The following is a 16058-nucleotide window of genomic DNA, read 5'->3' on the forward strand; positions in this document are numbered from 1 at the left end:
GCTTCCTATTCTGGCTGCTTTAGCTCAAGAACATTGACCATGCCCTGAATGACTACGTCCATCACCTTGGAAGCTAGGTTGAAGTAGAAATCAGCCGAGTGATAGCGCAGGGCTCCTACAGTACTCAACTGCGAGAGGCCGTGGATGGAGGCCCACAGCGCCGCAATCTGGGTAAAGAGAATCCATGGAGATCGTGGCCCATTCGACTCGGAAATGGCATCGCGCACCAGATTCATGATGTAGGTAAAGGCCTTACCCATATCAAATGGCTGCTCAGTATCGCCGGACTCTTCGAAAGAGACGGGGACAATCGAGCGGCTTGATACTTCGATAAGGGCGACGAAGCCGACGGGGTCTTCCAGCGCATACTCCAAATATCCGAAGCCGGTTGCCTTAATATAATCCAGCCCGTGGGATCCTTCTGGCACGGCCTGGTTCTGGCGCATGATCGCTAGCGTATTGGCTTCATCCAAAGACTCTTCCAAAGAACGCAGCAGGTGAGAATTACCATCGAAAAGATGCTCTGCGTCTGCCAAATCTACACCTGCTCGGGCAGCAGCTGAGCCGAGATGCAAGCTAGGCAGACCGTTATAGACAATCTCTTCGGCCGCACCACGGAAGATAGCTGCACGCTTTTCCTCAGCCGTAGACTTTGGCATGTCCTTTGCTGCTGTAGTAAACGGTTCCGCTGGACCGCCAACGAGTGCTAGCGGTTCAAAGGGCGCAATCTCCCCGTCACGCAAGCTATCTTCCAACCCAGAAAATAAAGTCTCAATGCAAGCATTGAAGGTCTGCTTCTTCGCCGTGGGCGAGAGATGACGCATAATGCCGAACGTGGCCAAGTGAGTAATACCCTGCAACTCAGACAAGAAAGTAAGTGTTTGAATCACTACCAAGCGGTGATCAAAATCGCCGCGTGCTGCAATGGCGGCTTCCCGCATGTGTTCAAGCATCCAGCGGAAGGCGGGCGGGAAGGCATCAAAGCTTTTCGCCTCTTCGATGCCGTCCTCAAAGTTGGGAAAGCTCGTTGCCGTCTCGCCGTTGTTATAAGCGGCGAAGTAAGTGGGGTTATCAACAGCCAAGTTGAAGTAGACCTTGGCAGATTCGCAAAGTTTCTGGATCGCGGTCGCGTCATCCGGCAAATTATCGAGTGCCTCGTAGGACGCTACTCGGAGACGCTCATCCAAGAACCGGCTGGTTTGAATGAAAAGGTCGTGGTCATCTTCAAAGAAGGACTTAGCTTCATCGACTGGAACAGCGATCTGCTCCGCCACAGCACAAACCTTTAAAGCGTCGCACCCACCCTTAGCCAAGATACGGGCACTCTGCTCCAACAAACGCTGCTTAGTGGAGCCCGCATGGGAAACGGTGCCTTCAAGATTGTTCACAAATATAATCCTAGCGATTTCATGCAGAATTGCTTGGGATACGTTCACTCTATAAGTTGAGTCACCCACAAAAAGGTGGGAGCACCAGAATAGACCTTTGCCAGCTTTATGCCGCTGGTCTTTATATAGCTTTGGCCCCCAGCCCGCAAGGGCTGGGGGCCAAAATAGAAGGTAGCCATTCGCCCTTTAAGTGGGCGAAGCTATTTACTCGTTACCGAGCTTTCCGTCAGCTGCGTCACGAGCCTTGTCGATCTGGTCAGCCTTGTCTTCGCCCAGCTTGCCCTTAGCTGCCTCAGCTGCCTTGTCCAAGCCCTTGTCGCTGAGCTCTTCGCCCTTGTCGGAGTTCAGCGCGTCCTTTGCCTTATCGAAGATACCCATGTGGCTATCCTTTCTTCTAGTTCTAGCTTTATCTAATAGCTGCCGTGTCCGGCAACACGCCCCAACGTACCGACACTTGAGCCAACATGCCACCGAAAAGTTCTTTAGGTCACTAGACCAAATAAGTTCTACTACTCCATATCCAAGTTGCCCTCAGGGGTATGTGGACACCCCCGCAGCCTAACGACCCCCCAATAGGGCCTACTGCTTTAGCCCGGCCCTAGCCATGCTTAAGGAAAAGCAGTGAAGTATTTTAGCCAAAGGCCAATTTTCCTAAGTCTTGCAAATGATAGCGTTAGACGGTATCGACGATTCTCCGACGAAGGCACTGCACCATGGCTTCCACTAACCCAGCACGACCATCTACTCCAGAGACGGGCATGGAATTCTTTGGCTTAGTATGGCCGGGCAAGGAGGCAGCTCGAGCAGCTGCTAGCACCCCTCTGCCACGCCATTTCACGCGTGATTCTGCACTCAGTACAGCTGTCGGCGCTGACAACGCGATTATTGCCGCAGATAATCTTCCAGTACTTCAGGAACTTGCCAGCCGCGGAGAGCTCTTTGACGTCATTTACATAGATCCTCCCTATAACACCGGAAAAGACTTTGTCTACCGCGACAATTACCGTTTGCGCCGGCAGATGCGCTCGGGGAGCTATGCAGAGTGGCACTCGCAATGGTTGTCTATGATGCTTCCCCGGCTCATCTTGGCCCGGCAAGTATTGTCAACAAATGGTTTTATTTTCGTATCCATTGGAGAGGACGAAGTAGCCAATACCCGCAAGGTACTCGATGAAGTTTTTGGAGAGGAGTGCTTTGCCGGCCAATTGATTTGGAAAAAGGCAGGAACCGGAAAGAATGATTCTAAGTACGCGGTGGTAGAGCACGAATATATTCTGTGCTACGCCCGTACTCCTGATAACCCTGGATTCAATGTCGATCTCCTTGGCCACACTTCCACCAAATACAACCATGAGGATGACAAGGGGAAATACTCCTTGGTGCGGTTGGACTCTAAAACCCTTGGGTACCTTCCCTCCCTCGACTTCCCTATCTCCGGGCCCGATGGCAAGGAATATTGGCCGGACCAGCCGGTGGGAAAAGAAAAAGTCGCCCGTTGGCGCTGGGGCCGAGATATGGTTGAACAGCGCTTCGATGAGCTCGTCTTCCGCCGAGGGTTTGTTTATACCAAGAACTATCAGAAGGTGGGAGCGCGCCCACGCTCCATCTTGGACGGCGAGCGATTTGGGGTGACCCGCACTGGCCGGCGCGATGCTGAAGACGTCATGGGGCTAGAGGGCATTTTCGAGTTTCCCAAACCGGTGCGCTTGATTAAGCACCTCATTTCCATTGCAGGTGGAAAGGATGCGCGCGTCCTCGACTTTTTCGCGGGCTCTGGCACCACTGCCCAGGCGGTGGTGGAACTCAATAGCGACGATGGGGGCACTCGGTCTTTTCACCTTGTGCAAATACCAGAGCCAACCTCCCCGCGTAGCGCTGCTCATCGCGCGGGCTTTTCTACCGTTGCAGATATTTGCATTGAAAGGGTGCGCAAGGTCCCAGGCGCTACCTTTCATGTCTACAGACCGGACTAAGTCTGTGCGGTACCGGACGGGCGCCCGGGAATGCCGAAGAAGTCTAGGACGCGGTCGGTAGCGAAGAATTTGCCAACCTCATTGTGCGTGTCTGCTGTACCACCTGGCCATACGTGTGAGCCTCCGGCGATACGGATGTGTTCAAGTGGTGCGGTACAGCCGCTCCACTTCATATCGAGTGCATTGTTGACTAGGCGGGTCGTGTCGACCTTGGTAGAGCAACCATTACGTTTACGGTCCTGTTCCAGCACGGATTCCACGGAGTAGTACTTGGTCTTGTGGCGCGTTCCTCCGTAATAGCCCACCACGGGGTCCACTGTGCCATGCATGTCCAATCGCCCCACGGGCGAATGAGCGCAGTCTTTAAGAATATCTTTGTAGTAGGCAGCGGAAACGGTAGCTACGGACTTGAAGACATCGGGCATCTGACAGGCCAGGTAGGCGGCAAACCCGCCGCCGTTTGACATGCCGGTAGCAAAAATCCGGGAGTCATCTACCCGATACGTTGCTCGCACGGCATCAATGATGTCGCGAACAAATTTCTTGTCTTCTGCCGTTGATGTCTTGGCATAGGGAGCAGGGCTCCAAGCCTTCTTTTTACCTTCTGCGAAAACGGTGATGGCATCAGCGGCATCGAGGCGGGAATAGCCGCGGAGATTCTCGGCAGATTGTCCCCAGCCTGGAAAGGCCAGGACCATGGGCCACTTTTTCTCCCCGGTGTAGTCTTTGGGCACGCTGAGGATGAAGGAACGGCCCGAGGGAAGATTAACGGTGGTATAGCTTCCTGGCTCGGGTCCGCTCAGCGGTGCGGAGGTTGGGATCCCTAGGTTTTTCGTCTCGGTTGGGACTGCTTGGGGCACGGAGTCAGGCGAATCGGCCGAACATGATGCGCCGGCAACCGCAAGGAAAATCACTGCTACCGCACCAACCAGGGCCCGTAGCGACCTCGCGTTCATCTTTGTCGTCCCTTCTGCCATGCGGTCCATAGTTGCTTATAGCGGCCACCATAATCTAACAATTCGTGGTGACTGCCTTGCTCCACCACCCGCCCGTTATCCATCACGGCGATGTTATCGGCTCGTGCGGCTTGGTCTAGTCGGTGGGCCACTACCAATGCAGTTCGCCCACGCGTAACCGCTGTCGCGGCTTCTTCCAGAGCTTCCGCCCCCACCGATCCGGCCTCTGCGGTGGCCTCATCCATGATGACGATCTTGGGATCTAAAAGCAATATTCGCACCAGGGCAAGCTGCTGCGCTGCTACTGGGTCAAGGTGGATTCCCTGAGCGCCAATGACCGTATCTAGACCCTCCTCTAACTGCGCATACCACTGTGCGCCGACGCGCTGTAGTGCGTCTTCCATTTGTGCGTCTGAGGCTTGCGGGGCGGCCAAGGACAAATCTTCGCGCAGGGTTCCTGAGAATACGTGAACCTCTTGGGAAATCATCGCTAAACGCGCCACCCTTTCGGAATCAGAAAGGGCCGAGACCTCTACTCCGTCCACCAAGACTGTTCCGGTAGCCGGGACTCGCAGTCCGGCCAAAAGAGCAGCGACCGTGGTCTTTCCTGCACCAGAAGCTCCCACCAGAGCTACGGTGTGCCCAGCGGGAAGCTTAAGGTTCACGTCTTGCACAGCCCAGCCGCCGTCATCGTAGCTGAAGCTCACTTCTTTCAATTCGGCAACTCCACCTGAGGCCGGGGCGCCGAAGTCTGGTACCGCCCGTGGTGGATCCATAACCACCCCAACTATCCGAGACAGGGAGGCATAGCCGGATTGAACGGTATCGACTACTCGCATCAATCCCATGAGCGGACCCCGCAAGCGAATGAGAAGGAGCATGGCCGCGGTGACGGCGCCAACCGTGAGCGCCCCAGCCTGCACCACCCAAAAGCTGATGACCAGACCGCATACCAACATGACTAGCTCAATGACCGTCATCCATAGCTGTAGGACCATCATTGTCCTTCGCGCGGCGTACCCTTTGTCCACCACCTGTGCGGAGGCACGTTCAATACCGGCATGCATCTGGTCTTCCATGCCAAAGGCGCGCACAGTCTTTCGCCCTCGAATTGCCTCCAGGAGCCTGCGTGCCCGTTCCGCCATGGCAGCGCGTTCGTCGGTATAGCGTTGTGGAGCGCGCTGCAGGTACTGGCGCGCAGCAATGAAATATAGCGGCGTAACTGCGCCTACTACCAGTAGGTATTGCCAATTGAGGCTAACTAGTGCCACCCCGGTGGTTGCGATGGCGAAGGCAGATTTCGCCAGCACGGGGACGGTCTCAGTTACGGCTGCCGATAGTTCTGCTACGTCGTCGGTCGAGCGAGAGACCAAATCCCCAGTGCCGGCTTCCTCCACACGGTGGGTAGGCAGGCGGAGAGCGGTAGAAACCATATCCTCGCGCAATGAGGAGATTACGCGCTCGCTCAGGCGCGAAAGAACATAGAACCCCGTCGCGGAAAACAGAGCGGAGACCACAGCCACCAGCACCAACGAGATACCGATGGGCACAATGTCGCCTTGATCAATGACAGCGTCAACGATCTTTCCCAATAGGATGGGGATCGCTACATTGCTGCCGGCGCCTGCGGTAAGCAAGGCCAAGGCCGCTGCTGCTTGGGGGCGGGCACCGGGGACGTCGGAAAGCTGGCGTCCCACTTCCTTACGCACTCGGGGCCAGGAGGCCGTAGGAAACCGCATCATAGCTGCGCCCCCACTGCTGCCCACGCCGGCGAAGTGGTGAAGACAAGCGTGGGCTTAGGCCCGCGGTGATGCGCCACTCGCTGCGCAATTTCCTGCTCGGTCACCGAATCCACCGCGGTAGTTGGATCGGCCAAAATTAAGATCTCTGCGTCCGCAGCTATGGCTCGTGCAAGCGCCACGCGCTGTTGCTGTCCACCCGAAAGGTTTCGGCCGCCTTCTCCCACCTCACGGTCCAACCCGCCCGGGATATCTTCCCCTGCAGCTACGAAGAGGGCTCGTTGTGCACTCGCGCTATCCGGATGAATATTGTCCCGCACGGTCCCCTCGAAAAGCATAGTTTCGTGTGGAACAACCAGGAATCGCTCGCGCGGCAAGAATTCGAGATCCTCTGGAACAGGTTCGGGTACCACGTTGACCCCAGGAGCGAGGTCTGGAACCTGCGGTTCGCTCTTTTCCACCCCGGGGGCGGCAAGAAGGGCGGTAATGCGCTCAGCGCTTGCCTGTGCTGCCGCCCACCGCGAGGCGATATTTCGGCCCAGCATCGTCATCGGGGTGATAATGAACTGCGTGAGGCCAATGACCGTAATGAGTTCACCTACGCTCATCATGGAACGCATGGCCATCATTCCTGCACCAATACCCACTGCAATGACATATACCGACCCCAAAATCTCCGTAGTCGCATTAAGTCGCGCTTGGGCAGCATTGGCTTCCACCGTTCGCGCATAGGCGGCACCAGACACCGCGGAATAACGCCTACTCACTGTGGCTACAGCGCCCAGGCCCTTAAGGATCCGCAGGCCCTGGACCACATCGGTGGCCATGGAGCTGGCTTTGGCCAACGCCGCTTGGCGGATTCCGGAACGCGTACGCAGAGGCTTTGCCGCCCGCACAGAGCCCCACACCATTAACGGCCCGCCACACAAAATAGCGATGCCTAAAGGCAGGTTAATACGGCTAGCCATGACCGCCACATACACAATGGCGGTGATCTCAGCGACGGGGAAAACCGTCATCATCACCGCATTCTGCACGCGCCGTGCGTCCGTGGAGGCGATGGCCAGCAGCTCGCCGGCGGTGCGGGGCTCGCCTGCGATGCCCCGCGGATCCTGAATCCTATCCGTGATGGACATGCGAACATCGTGCCCAATTACTAGCATGGCTCGCGCGTTAAGGCCGCGTCCGAACCATGCGGCTATGGCATTAAGACCAAAAGCTGCCCCCAATACCACCAGCCACATGCCTAATCGGTCAACGGATCCTTTCGACACAGCTTCATCAATGGCATGTCCCACGATCACTGGAGTCGATCCGTTAAGCAGAAAAGATACAGCCATGCAGAGTGCGGCCGGCACAGTGAGGGATGGACGAGAAAAGACAGTCTTTAGCAGCCACCTGGGATCTGATGGTGCAGGAAGTGTCCTCATAGGCAGCCATTCTAATTCGCGGTAGGTTAGATGGGCTATGACGACTCGCCGCCCCGATCCCAGCCACTTCCCTAGCTACCGCAAGGCCTCCACTAGACAAGGCCCCGGCTTCCGCAATGCCGCGCAACGTACCGCTTCCGCCCAGGCCTTCCGCCGCGGCGCGAGCACCTACCACGATGTGCGCCCCGGTTATCCGGACGAGGTTTCTGCCCTTATCGCTGACGCCCATACCGTTGCCGATATTGGTGCCGGTACTGGAAAACTCACCGAGTCCCTACCCAATCCTCGGGTTGTGGCTCTGGAGCCCTCCGCAGATATGGCTGGAATTCTCGCAGCACGCCTCCACCTGCCAGTCCTTCGTGCTACGGCCGAAAACACCGCGCTTGCCGACGCCTCCTTTGACGCCGTCTGCCTCGCCCAAACCTGGCACTGGGTCGACGTACCAGCCGCCTGTGCAGAGCTTGACCGCGTCCTCGCGCCGGGCGGGAAGATTCTCCTGGTGTGGAACACGCTTGATGTCAACGCGGACCCCTGGATCCTGCGGCTGTCTCGGATCATGCACTCCGGGGATGTACATAAACCAGGCTTTTATCCGAACTACACGGAGCCGTGGTCTTTAGACCACGAGCTGCGCTTGACCTGGGAGAACGAGCTTACCCCGGAGCAGCTTCACCAGCTGATGCACACCCGATCCTATTGGCTGCGCAATGGCGAAGACATCCATGAACGTATGACCCACAACCTGGATTGGTACCTCTACGAGCACATGGGATTTAAGCCGGGGCAAAAACTACGCATCCCGTACCGCACGGATGCCTTCGTGCTGGTACGGGATTCGGATTAGAGCAGGACCTGCGCCAGTAGCGAGCCCACCACGCAGGAGGTGAACACCGAGATGGCGCCAGGGACAAGGAAGGAGTGGTTGATGACGAACTTGCCAATGTGGGTAGTGCCCGTGCGGTCGAAGCCGATGCAGGCTAGGTCCGAAGGGTAGGTTGGCAAAATGAAGTAGCCGTATGCTGCGCCGTAGAAACCAACGATAATGGCGGGATCGATGCCGAGCTGCAGGCCAATCGGAGCGATGGCAACCAGGGCGGCGGCCTGGGAGTTGACCAGCTTGGACACGATGACCAGTACCACCGCGTAGGCCCACGGGGCGGCCTCCACTACGGACCCGAGGTTGGACTCCAGGGCATCGATATGGGCTTCGAAGAAGGTATCTGCCATCCATGCCACACCAAAGACCGAGAATACTGCGGTCATACCAGCCTTAAAGACTGGCGTGGACGCGATCTTCTTCGGGTCAGCCTTGCAGCTAAGCAGGATGATTGCGCCGGCAACAAGCATGACCATTTGGATAACCAGGTTCATCGAAAGCGGGCTCAACTCGCCATCATCGCCTGGGACGAGGGGGCGCAGGAACTCGAACGCACCGAGTGCCACCACGCTGGCGATAGCCACGAGGAAGATAACTACCGCTCGTTTTGCTTCTGGCGAAAATTCCTCATCCATGAGCGACCCGGTGGACTGGTGAATGCTTTCTGCGAACTCCGGATCCTTCATGCGCTCCTGGAATGCCGGGTCCTCGTCCAAATCCTTGCCGCGGCGCAGCGACCACAGCGCAGCGAGGATAACGCCGGCAAGCGAGGCGGGCATAGCCACCATGAGGATCTGCGGAATGGAATAGGCGTGATCGATAGCGCCGGCATTTTCCGCGATGATGGACGCTAGGGATACGGTGGCCACAGACACTGGAGAGGCCGTAATACCCATTTGAGCCGACGTCGATGCCACGGCCATGGGGCGCTCTGGGCGGATGCCTTTCTTCAGGGCAATATCCTCGATGATCGGAAACATCGTGTACACGACGTGACCCGTACCGCATAGAACCGTCAGGAACCAAGTGGTCAGCGGCGCGAGGATGGTAATGCGCTCTGGGTGGGCGCGGAGAAACTTCTCGGCAAATTGCATCATCACTTCCAAGCCGCGCGCCTGTTGCAAGGTGGCCGCGCAACCGATGACCGCAATGATGGTCAGCATCACGGACACCGGCGGCTCACCCGGGGCGAGGCCGAAGACAAAGACCATGAGCATCAAACCGATGCCGGAAATAAGACCAAGTCCGATACCACCATAGCGAGTGCCCAGAAGCAGGGCACTGAGGATGATGATGACCTGAAGCACGATGGCCAGAATTGAATCTGGCGCAATTACGCTGGCTAGCATGCTGAGCCTTCCATCACGAGAGAATCTTTGACTGGTTATATCCTATCCAGACCCACATGAACGGATATAAACGGAAAGGCGAGCGAAGTCTCACACCGTGTCCGGTGCAATAATCGCTCGCCTGAATGCTATAATCCCAGCGTAACGGGCATACTGCTAGCGCTTCTTGCCGCGCTTTTCCCTCACGCGCACTGCGATGCGGATAGGCGTTCCGTGGAAACCGAACCGCTCGCGGAACTTGCGCTCAAGGTAGCGGCGATACGCCGCATCCAAGAAGCCCGTCGTAAACAAGACGATGGTCGGCGGCTGAGTCGAGGCCTGCGTGGCGAACAATACGCGCGGCAGGCGGTTATTCTTCATCGGCGGCGGGTTAGCCGCGATAGCCTCACGCAGCCAGTTATTCAGCTGGCCCGTGGACACACGCTGATCCCAGCTTTCCAGTGCCTCAATCATGGCCGGCTCCAGCTTCTGCAGCGCGCGGCCCGTTTCCGCAGAGATATTCACACGCGTAACCCACGGCAAGTGGCTCAGCTGCTGATCAATCTCGCGGTCCAGGTAGTAGCGGCGATCCTCATCCATGAGGTCCCACTTATTAAACGCAATCACCAGTGCCTTACCCGCCTCGAGCACCATATTGAGCACGCGCTGGTCTTGCTCGGAGATCTCCTCAGAGGCGTCGATAAGCATGATGCAGACCTCAGCAGCATCGATTACGCCGCGGGTGCGCAAGGACGCATAGTACTCATGCCCCTGCGCATTCTTTACCTTCTTGCGCAGGCCCGCGGTATCAATGAACTTCCACAGCTGCTCATCTAGCTGCACTAGAGAGTCCACCGGATCCACGGTGGTTCCCGCGACGTTGTCGACCACGGAGCGCTCCTCGCTGGTGAGCTTATTCAGCAGCGAGGACTTGCCGACGTTAGGCTTGCCCACCAATGCGACGCGGCGAGGTCCAGAGGTAATCGCGGTCTGCCGAGGTTCTTCAGGGAAGACCCGCAGAATCTCATCGAGCACGTCCGCACCGCCGCGGCCATGCTGGGCGGATACGGGCCACGGATCGCCCAAACCCAAGGCATAAAATTCCGCCATATCCGCGTACTGATTATCGGAATCGAACTTATTCGATACCAAAATCACTGGCACAGGCGATTTCTGCAGGCGGCGGGCCATAACCTCATCCGTCTCCGTGATGCCCACCTTGGTGTCCACCACCATAACGATGACATCGGCAGTTTCCATGGCGACTTCTGCCTGGCGGGCAATCGCCGCATGGATACCCTTCACGTTGGGATCCCAGCCACCGGTGTCCTGCACCAAAAAGCGCTGGCCATTCCAGTCTGCTACGTAGGAAATTCGGTCACGAGTAACGCCTGGGTGGTCCTCTACCACCGCTTCGCGGCGGCCAAGGAAACGGTTGACCAAAGAGGACTTGCCCACATTTGGGCGACCGACTACGGCCACCGTGCACAAAGCTTCTTCGGTGTGATCATCGGACTCCACGCCAAAGGCACGGGAGAGTTCTTCCCACTCCTCTTCGCTCAGGGGTTCTTCTGTGTGCGCATCGTCGCCATAATCGGCCTCTCCGAATTCCGAGTCATCGAAGTCATAGTCGAATTCCTCGGTATTGAAATCATCGGCGGCCCAACCAGGAGAGGCTTCTACCACCTCATCATCGAACTTTCCGGCTGGGTAATGGAACTGAGTCTCCGACTCTTCCTGGGGATCGTGATTAGTCATTGACAGACTCCTTTACCACGTTAATTAGAGCTTCCAGCACATCCTCTGGGCTCATATTGGAAGTATCGACTAGGGTTGCGTCTTCCGCTGGGCGCAGTGGTGAGGTCTTGCGGGAAGAATCCGCCGCATCACGGCGCTGGACATCTGCAAGTACCGTCTCGTAATCCGAAGCGATGCCCGCCTTTTCATTCTGGGCTTGGCGGCGCTGCGCGCGGACCTCGGCAGAGGCAGTCATGAATGCCTTTGCGGGGGCGTCGGCAAGCACCACAGTGCCAATATCGCGTCCTTCTACAATCGCGCGGTGAGCCTCGCGGGCAAGCTTGCGCTGCAGCGCGACCAGATTCTCGCGCACCTCCGGAATGGCAGATACGGCGGACACGTTACGGGTGACTTCGTCTTCTCGAATAACGCGCGAGACGTCCTCACCGCCGAGGAGAACCTCGGTGGAGTCCGGGTCATCGGATACCCCTAAGGGCAGATTGGCCGTAGCCGCAATAACCGCGGCGGTGTCAGCAGGGTCGACGCCTTCACGCAGCACCGCAAGCGTTGCCACTCGGTACATAGCACCAGTGTCGACGTACTTTGCATCCAGCTGCTTGGCCAGCGCACGGCACGTGGTCGACTTTCCAGTTCCAGATGGGCCATCCACGGCTAGGATGAGACCCTCATTCGGCATATTAGAAATCATTACATCTCCACCGCCTTGTACAGGCTAGTCAGCTCGCTGGAATTAAGGGCACGCAGACCGCCCGGCTTCATATCGCCCAGCTGAACCGTATGCAGCTTGGTGCGCACCAGGCGCTGCACGGGGAAGCCGGCCTCCTTCAACATGCGGCGCACGATATGTTTACGGCCTTCATGCAGCTCAAGACGCACCAGGGAATAACCCTGGTTGGTATCAACTACCTGTGCAAAGTCGGCCTTTGCCAGTCCGTCTTCCAGCTCGATGCCTTCCTTGAGCTGGCGCACGAGCTTCCTATCGGCCTCGCCCAAAACGGTGGCGAGGTAGGTCTTGGTCACCTCGTACTTGGGGTGCATCAAGCGGTTGGCCAACTCGCCATCATTGGTGAGGATAAGCAGGCCTTCCGTATCGGCGTCGAGGCGGCCGACGTGAAAGAGTCGCTGGCCAGCTGCGACCTTTTCTGACACCACGTCGCCCACGCACGGGCGCCCCAGGTCATCAGACATGGTGGACTGCATGCCGCGCGGCTTATTGAGCACAAAATATTCGTGCTCCTCATTGACGTTGACGCGCACGCCGTCTACTCGGATGACGTCAACGGAGGGGTTTACCTTGACGCCTTGCTTGGCGATGATCTTGCCGTTGACCTCAACTCGGCCGGCATCGATGAGGATTTCTGCGTGGCGGCGGGAAGCGACGCCCGCCTTGGCGAGCACCTTTTGGAGGCGCTCTCCCTTGGGCTTGTCTTCATCGACCAGCCAATCGGCGCCCAATTCGCGGGCTACGGATTCTGCGGTAGCCTTCTGCTTTTTCTTTGACACATGCTGGTGACGGGCCGGCTTAGCATTGGAGACAATGATGTCACTGTCTCGCTGCTTCTTATCCGGTGTGCCGTCACGGCGAGCGGGAGGAGTCACGTACGTGTCCTTTTCTCTCGAAGATATGAAATTACCTGGGCAATCCTACCCCACGCTAGTACTCTTCGTCGATCGCCTCTACGTCAGGCAACAGCGGTGCCAAGTCTGGCAGGCGCTCCAAAGAATCGATCCCCAATAACTCGAGGAACAATTCTGTCGTCTCGTACCGGTGCGCAGCGCCTTCAAAATCATCCTGCGGCAGCTCCCGGACCAACCCGCGCAGGTTAAGGGTACGCATCACGCCATCAACGTTGACACCGCGAACCGCCGCCACCTGCTGGCGGGTGACGGGCTGGCGATAAGCCACTACCGCCAAAGTCTCCAGAGCAGCACGGGAGAGTTTGGTTTGGGCACCATCCAAGAGGAATTCTTCTACCGGCCCCGCATTGTCGGTGCGCGTATAAAAGCGCCACCCCTCTTGGGTCTCGCGCAGGTCAATACCGGAACCGCGACTATCCAACTCGCGCTGAATGGAACGCAAGCAATCACTAACGACGTCCGTTTCCGCCCCCAGCGCACGCGCCAATGACTCCACAGAGGCTGGGGAGTCGAGCACGAGCAGTATGGACTCAAGACGGGAACGCAACTGCGAGATGAGGGGAAGATCCATAGCGCCCGAGTTTACTGGAGAAGAAAAAGTCGCTGAAAATTTTCCAAATCACTTTCGCTCCCTACTGTGACTCGGCTAACATATTGTCATGGAAACTATCACTCGCACTGACAGACTCATCCTTATCCCGCTGTCCGCCGCTAATACCGAAGAGACCCACAAGGTCTACAGCGACGGACGTATCTGGAACCACCGCCCCAATGGGCGTTTTGCTGACATCCGCACCACGCGTGCACTCGCACAAGCATCCTCTCAGTCGTGGGACGCCCACCACTTCGGGCCTTGGGCCGCGTATATGCGCCACAACCCTTCGGAATTCGTCGGTGTCGGTGGTGCCATCTTCGTCGACGAGGCAAACTTCTGGGACATCAAATACCGCCTGCGCCCCGCCCATTGGGGTGCCGGTTTTGCCACAGAGATCACCTCAGCAGCAATCAAGTGCATCCGCCAAGTGGACCCCGACTCACCGATCACGGCCCGCGTCACGACAAACCACCCGGCGGCCATCCGGGTCATCGAAAAGCAAGGGCTCCAACAAGTATGGGAAGGGCGCCGCATAGGCACCGAGGACAACCCCGAGGAACCAGACGTACGCGTCTACTCCGACCGGGAGCTCTCCCCCGAGACGCTAGAATTCATCCAGCAACGGCCTTAGTCCCAGTTCGCTGCGGCAACTACCGCTGGGTCAACATCCAGGCCTGTCCACGATAGGTCCAGCTGACCCAGCGCTTCTTCTTGTTGTGCATCAACCGCCTTGGCTTTGTACAACTCCAACAGGGCCAAGAAACGCCCCACTACCTGCATAGAAACCGTACAGTCGCGGGTTAGCGCACCAAAGCTGGTCCATTGACCTGCGCCGAGTAGCTTGAGTGTTTCCAAGATCTTGCCGGCCTGCTCTGGTACCGATACTGCTACGGCGTGCACGTGACCGGTTGCCACCTCCTCCGGCGGTTTGGGACGGAACACGCCCGCAGCTAACTCGGCAAAACTGGCCGGCGTATGGCCGAGCGAAACTGGAGGCAAAAGTTCAGCAAACTTCTCCTCGATGGAAACCGCGCGCGGATAGCTGCGCTGCGCCTCGCGCTGCCACACGGCGAATTGGTCCGCTGCTTGCTTATAAGCCTTGTACTGCAACAGACGGGCAAAAAGAAGGTCGCGCGACTCCAGCAGTTCTAAGTCTTCAATATCGTCGACGTCACCGCGCGGCAGTAGCCGCGCCGCCTTCAAATCCAAGAGCGTAGCTGCCACTAGCAAAAAATCAGTGGTCTCATCCAGATCAGCGGACTCTCCCAGCTGGCGTGTATACGCCACGAATTCGTCCGTCACTTCTGACAGCGCAACGTCAGTCACGTCCATCTTCTTGGACTGAATGAGCTGCAATAGCAGGTCAAATGGGCCTTCAAAATTCCGCAGTGCAATGCGAAAGCCCGTAATCTCCGGCTGGGTCACGATACCTTAAACGGTCGAGCGCTCGATGACCTCTTTGGCCAAGTTCCGGTACTGCTGTGTGGCCGGGGAGTTTGGTGCCCAAGTAGTAATCGGCTCGCCGGCTACCGAAGTCTCTGGGAATCGAACGGTCCGGGTAATGACGGTGTCAAAGACCTTATCGCCAAAGTAATCCACCACTCGGGACATAACTTCCCGGGCGTGCTTGGTCCGGCGGTCAAACATGGTCACTAGGATTCCCATGACCTCGAGGTCAAAGTTAATGCGATCAGAAACCTTTTCCACGGTATCGGTCAACAGCGCCAAACCGCGCAGGGAGAAGAACTCGCACTCCATAGGGATGATCACACCCTGTGAGCAAGCCAGGGCGTTGACGGTAAGCAAGCCCAAGGAAGGCTGGCAATCAATAATGATGAAATCATAATCGCGGCGCACCGGACGCAGAGCCCGGGCAAGGGTGTGCTCGCGACCGACTTCATTGACCATCTGAATTTCTGCGGCGGAAAGGTCGATATTTGCCGGCACCAGATCCAAGCCCGGTACACCGGTGTGCTGGATAGCGGAATGAATAGAGGTGTGACTATCGAGCATCACGTCATAAATGGTGTCCTCGATATCGTCATGCGTGAGACCAAGGCCTGCCGACAGCGCTCCCTGGGGGTCAAGGTCAACCAAGAGGACTTTACGGCCATACTCCGCCAAGCAGGCGCCCATATTGATGGTAGAGGTGGTTTTGCCGACACCACCCTTTTGGTTACACATCGAAATAATGGTGGCCGGCCCATGCTTCTCCAAGGGTGCGGGTTCCGGTAGCTCACGGATAGGACGACCGGTCAGCCCCACCTCTACGTCAGAGGCAGAAAAGAGACCCTCTTCGCTCACAGTCACACCTGCTTCCTTGACGCCAAGTTCCGGACCATGACACTTGGCTTAGGGTTGATTACAACGTTGTCA

The 16058-nt window shown here is 57.3% G+C and carries 15 protein-coding genes; 3 read left to right on the forward strand and 12 right to left on the reverse strand.

Features of this window, described 5'->3' with window-relative positions:
• Positions 1 to 5: 5 nt before the first annotated feature.
• Both MHY22_RS07965 and MHY22_RS07970 read right to left on the reverse strand, forming a co-directional pair.
• On the reverse strand, positions 6 to 1388 hold the full coding sequence (locus MHY22_RS07965; RefSeq protein WP_239278849.1) for a hypothetical protein: 1383 nt from the start codon (positions 1386 to 1388) through the stop codon (positions 6 to 8).
• Positions 1389 to 1592: 204 nt separating this feature from the next.
• Positions 1593 to 1766 (reverse strand): antitoxin, encoded by a 174-nt coding sequence (locus MHY22_RS07970; RefSeq protein WP_239278850.1) that lies wholly within the window; start codon positions 1764 to 1766, stop codon positions 1593 to 1595.
• A 335-nt stretch (positions 1767 to 2101) separates the two neighbouring features.
• On the opposite strand from MHY22_RS07970, the gene MHY22_RS07975 reads away from it, so the two are divergent.
• A complete protein-coding gene (locus MHY22_RS07975; RefSeq protein WP_239278851.1) occupies positions 2102 to 3361 on the forward strand; it encodes a site-specific DNA-methyltransferase in 1260 nt (419 codons plus the stop codon).
• On the opposite strand, the gene MHY22_RS07980 is transcribed toward MHY22_RS07975, so the two are convergent.
• The 3 genes from MHY22_RS07980 to MHY22_RS07990 are packed head-to-tail and all read right to left on the reverse strand — an operon-like array spanning position 3358 to position 7486.
• Complete coding sequence (locus tag MHY22_RS07980; protein ID WP_239278852.1) at positions 3358 to 4338, reverse strand: PHB depolymerase family esterase; 981 nt, start codon at positions 4336 to 4338, stop codon at positions 3358 to 3360. The two genes, MHY22_RS07975 and MHY22_RS07980, sit on opposite strands and share 4 nt — an antisense overlap.
• The gene (locus tag MHY22_RS07985) at positions 4314 to 6056 is read right to left on the reverse strand and encodes an ABC transporter ATP-binding protein (RefSeq protein ID WP_239278877.1); all 1743 of its coding nucleotides are present in this window, start codon (positions 6054 to 6056) and stop codon (positions 4314 to 4316) included. Before MHY22_RS07985 ends, MHY22_RS07980 begins: the two co-directional genes overlap by 25 nt.
• The gene (locus MHY22_RS07990) at positions 6056 to 7486 is read right to left on the reverse strand and encodes an ABC transporter ATP-binding protein (protein WP_239278853.1); all 1431 of its coding nucleotides are present in this window, start codon (positions 7484 to 7486) and stop codon (positions 6056 to 6058) included. Before MHY22_RS07990 ends, MHY22_RS07985 begins: the two co-directional genes overlap by 1 nt.
• A gap of 37 nt (positions 7487 to 7523) precedes the next feature.
• Here MHY22_RS07990 and MHY22_RS07995 point away from each other — a divergent pair, with 37 nt between their 5' ends.
• Complete coding sequence (locus MHY22_RS07995; RefSeq protein WP_239278855.1) at positions 7524 to 8330, forward strand: class I SAM-dependent methyltransferase; 807 nt, start codon at positions 7524 to 7526, stop codon at positions 8328 to 8330.
• Here MHY22_RS07995 and MHY22_RS08000 read toward each other — a convergent pair.
• From MHY22_RS08000 to scpB, 5 genes are all read right to left on the reverse strand, one after another.
• A complete protein-coding gene (locus MHY22_RS08000) occupies positions 8327 to 9712 on the reverse strand; it encodes an anaerobic C4-dicarboxylate transporter (protein WP_239278856.1) in 1386 nt (461 codons plus the stop codon). The two genes, MHY22_RS07995 and MHY22_RS08000, sit on opposite strands and share 4 nt — an antisense overlap.
• Positions 9713 to 9868: 156 nt before the next feature.
• Complete coding sequence (gene der / locus MHY22_RS08005; RefSeq protein WP_239278857.1) at positions 9869 to 11449, reverse strand: ribosome biogenesis GTPase Der; 1581 nt, start codon at positions 11447 to 11449, stop codon at positions 9869 to 9871.
• Positions 11442 to 12137 carry a (d)CMP kinase gene (gene cmk / locus MHY22_RS08010; RefSeq protein ID WP_239278858.1) on the reverse strand — a complete coding sequence of 232 codons (696 nt, stop codon included), beginning with the start codon at positions 12135 to 12137 and terminating at the stop codon, positions 11442 to 11444. Before cmk ends, der begins: the two co-directional genes overlap by 8 nt.
• Complete coding sequence (locus MHY22_RS08015) at positions 12137 to 13048, reverse strand: pseudouridine synthase (RefSeq protein WP_005324678.1); 912 nt, start codon at positions 13046 to 13048, stop codon at positions 12137 to 12139. Before MHY22_RS08015 ends, cmk begins: the two co-directional genes overlap by 1 nt.
• A 55-nt stretch (positions 13049 to 13103) precedes the next feature.
• Positions 13104 to 13658, reverse strand: a complete 555-nt coding sequence (scpB, locus tag MHY22_RS08020) for an SMC-Scp complex subunit ScpB (RefSeq protein WP_239278859.1) — start codon at positions 13656 to 13658, stop codon at positions 13104 to 13106.
• 88 nt (positions 13659 to 13746) lie between these two features.
• On the opposite strand from scpB, the gene MHY22_RS08025 reads away from it, so the two are divergent.
• Positions 13747 to 14313 (forward strand): GNAT family N-acetyltransferase, encoded by a 567-nt coding sequence (locus MHY22_RS08025; protein ID WP_239278860.1) that lies wholly within the window; start codon positions 13747 to 13749, stop codon positions 14311 to 14313.
• On the opposite strand, the gene MHY22_RS08030 is transcribed toward MHY22_RS08025, so the two are convergent.
• Together MHY22_RS08030 and MHY22_RS08035 are read right to left on the reverse strand one after the other, a co-directional pair.
• The gene (locus MHY22_RS08030) at positions 14310 to 15107 is read right to left on the reverse strand and encodes a ScpA family protein (RefSeq protein WP_005324675.1); all 798 of its coding nucleotides are present in this window, start codon (positions 15105 to 15107) and stop codon (positions 14310 to 14312) included. The two genes, MHY22_RS08025 and MHY22_RS08030, sit on opposite strands and share 4 nt — an antisense overlap.
• A gap of 6 nt (positions 15108 to 15113) precedes the next feature.
• The gene (locus tag MHY22_RS08035; protein WP_239278878.1) at positions 15114 to 15986 is read right to left on the reverse strand and encodes a ParA family protein; all 873 of its coding nucleotides are present in this window, start codon (positions 15984 to 15986) and stop codon (positions 15114 to 15116) included.
• Between the last annotated feature and the right edge of the window lie 72 nt (positions 15987 to 16058).

It is taken from the genome of Corynebacterium sp. ACRPO (assembly GCF_022347205.1).
Taxonomy (GTDB): Bacteria; Actinomycetota; Actinomycetes; order Mycobacteriales; family Mycobacteriaceae; genus Corynebacterium.

Bases quoted from the DNA above. Each gene is read 5' to 3' on its own strand.
- MHY22_RS07970 (WP_239278850.1), bottom strand. From the start codon at position 1,766: ATGGGTATCTTCGATAAGGCAAAGGACGCGCTGAACTCCGACAAGGGC.
- MHY22_RS07975 (WP_239278851.1), top strand. From the start codon at position 2,102: ATGGCTTCCACTAACCCAGCACGACCATCTACTCCAGAGACGGGCATG.
- MHY22_RS07980 (WP_239278852.1), bottom strand. From the start codon at position 4,338: ATGGCAGAAGGGACGACAAAGATGAACGCGAGGTCGCTACGGGCCCTG.
- MHY22_RS07985 (WP_239278877.1), bottom strand. From the start codon at position 6,056: ATGCGGTTTCCTACGGCCTCCTGGCCCCGAGTGCGTAAGGAAGTGGGA.
- MHY22_RS07990 (WP_239278853.1), bottom strand. From the start codon at position 7,486: ATGAGGACACTTCCTGCACCATCAGATCCCAGGTGGCTGCTAAAGACT.
- MHY22_RS07995 (WP_239278855.1), top strand. From the start codon at position 7,524: ATGACGACTCGCCGCCCCGATCCCAGCCACTTCCCTAGCTACCGCAAG.
- MHY22_RS08000 (WP_239278856.1), bottom strand. From the start codon at position 9,712: ATGCTAGCCAGCGTAATTGCGCCAGATTCAATTCTGGCCATCGTGCTT.
- der (WP_239278857.1), bottom strand. From the start codon at position 11,449: ATGACTAATCACGATCCCCAGGAAGAGTCGGAGACTCAGTTCCATTAC.
- cmk (WP_239278858.1), bottom strand. From the start codon at position 12,137: ATGATTTCTAATATGCCGAATGAGGGTCTCATCCTAGCCGTGGATGGC.
- scpB (WP_239278859.1), bottom strand. From the start codon at position 13,658: ATGGATCTTCCCCTCATCTCGCAGTTGCGTTCCCGTCTTGAGTCCATA.
- MHY22_RS08025 (WP_239278860.1), top strand. From the start codon at position 13,747: ATGGAAACTATCACTCGCACTGACAGACTCATCCTTATCCCGCTGTCC.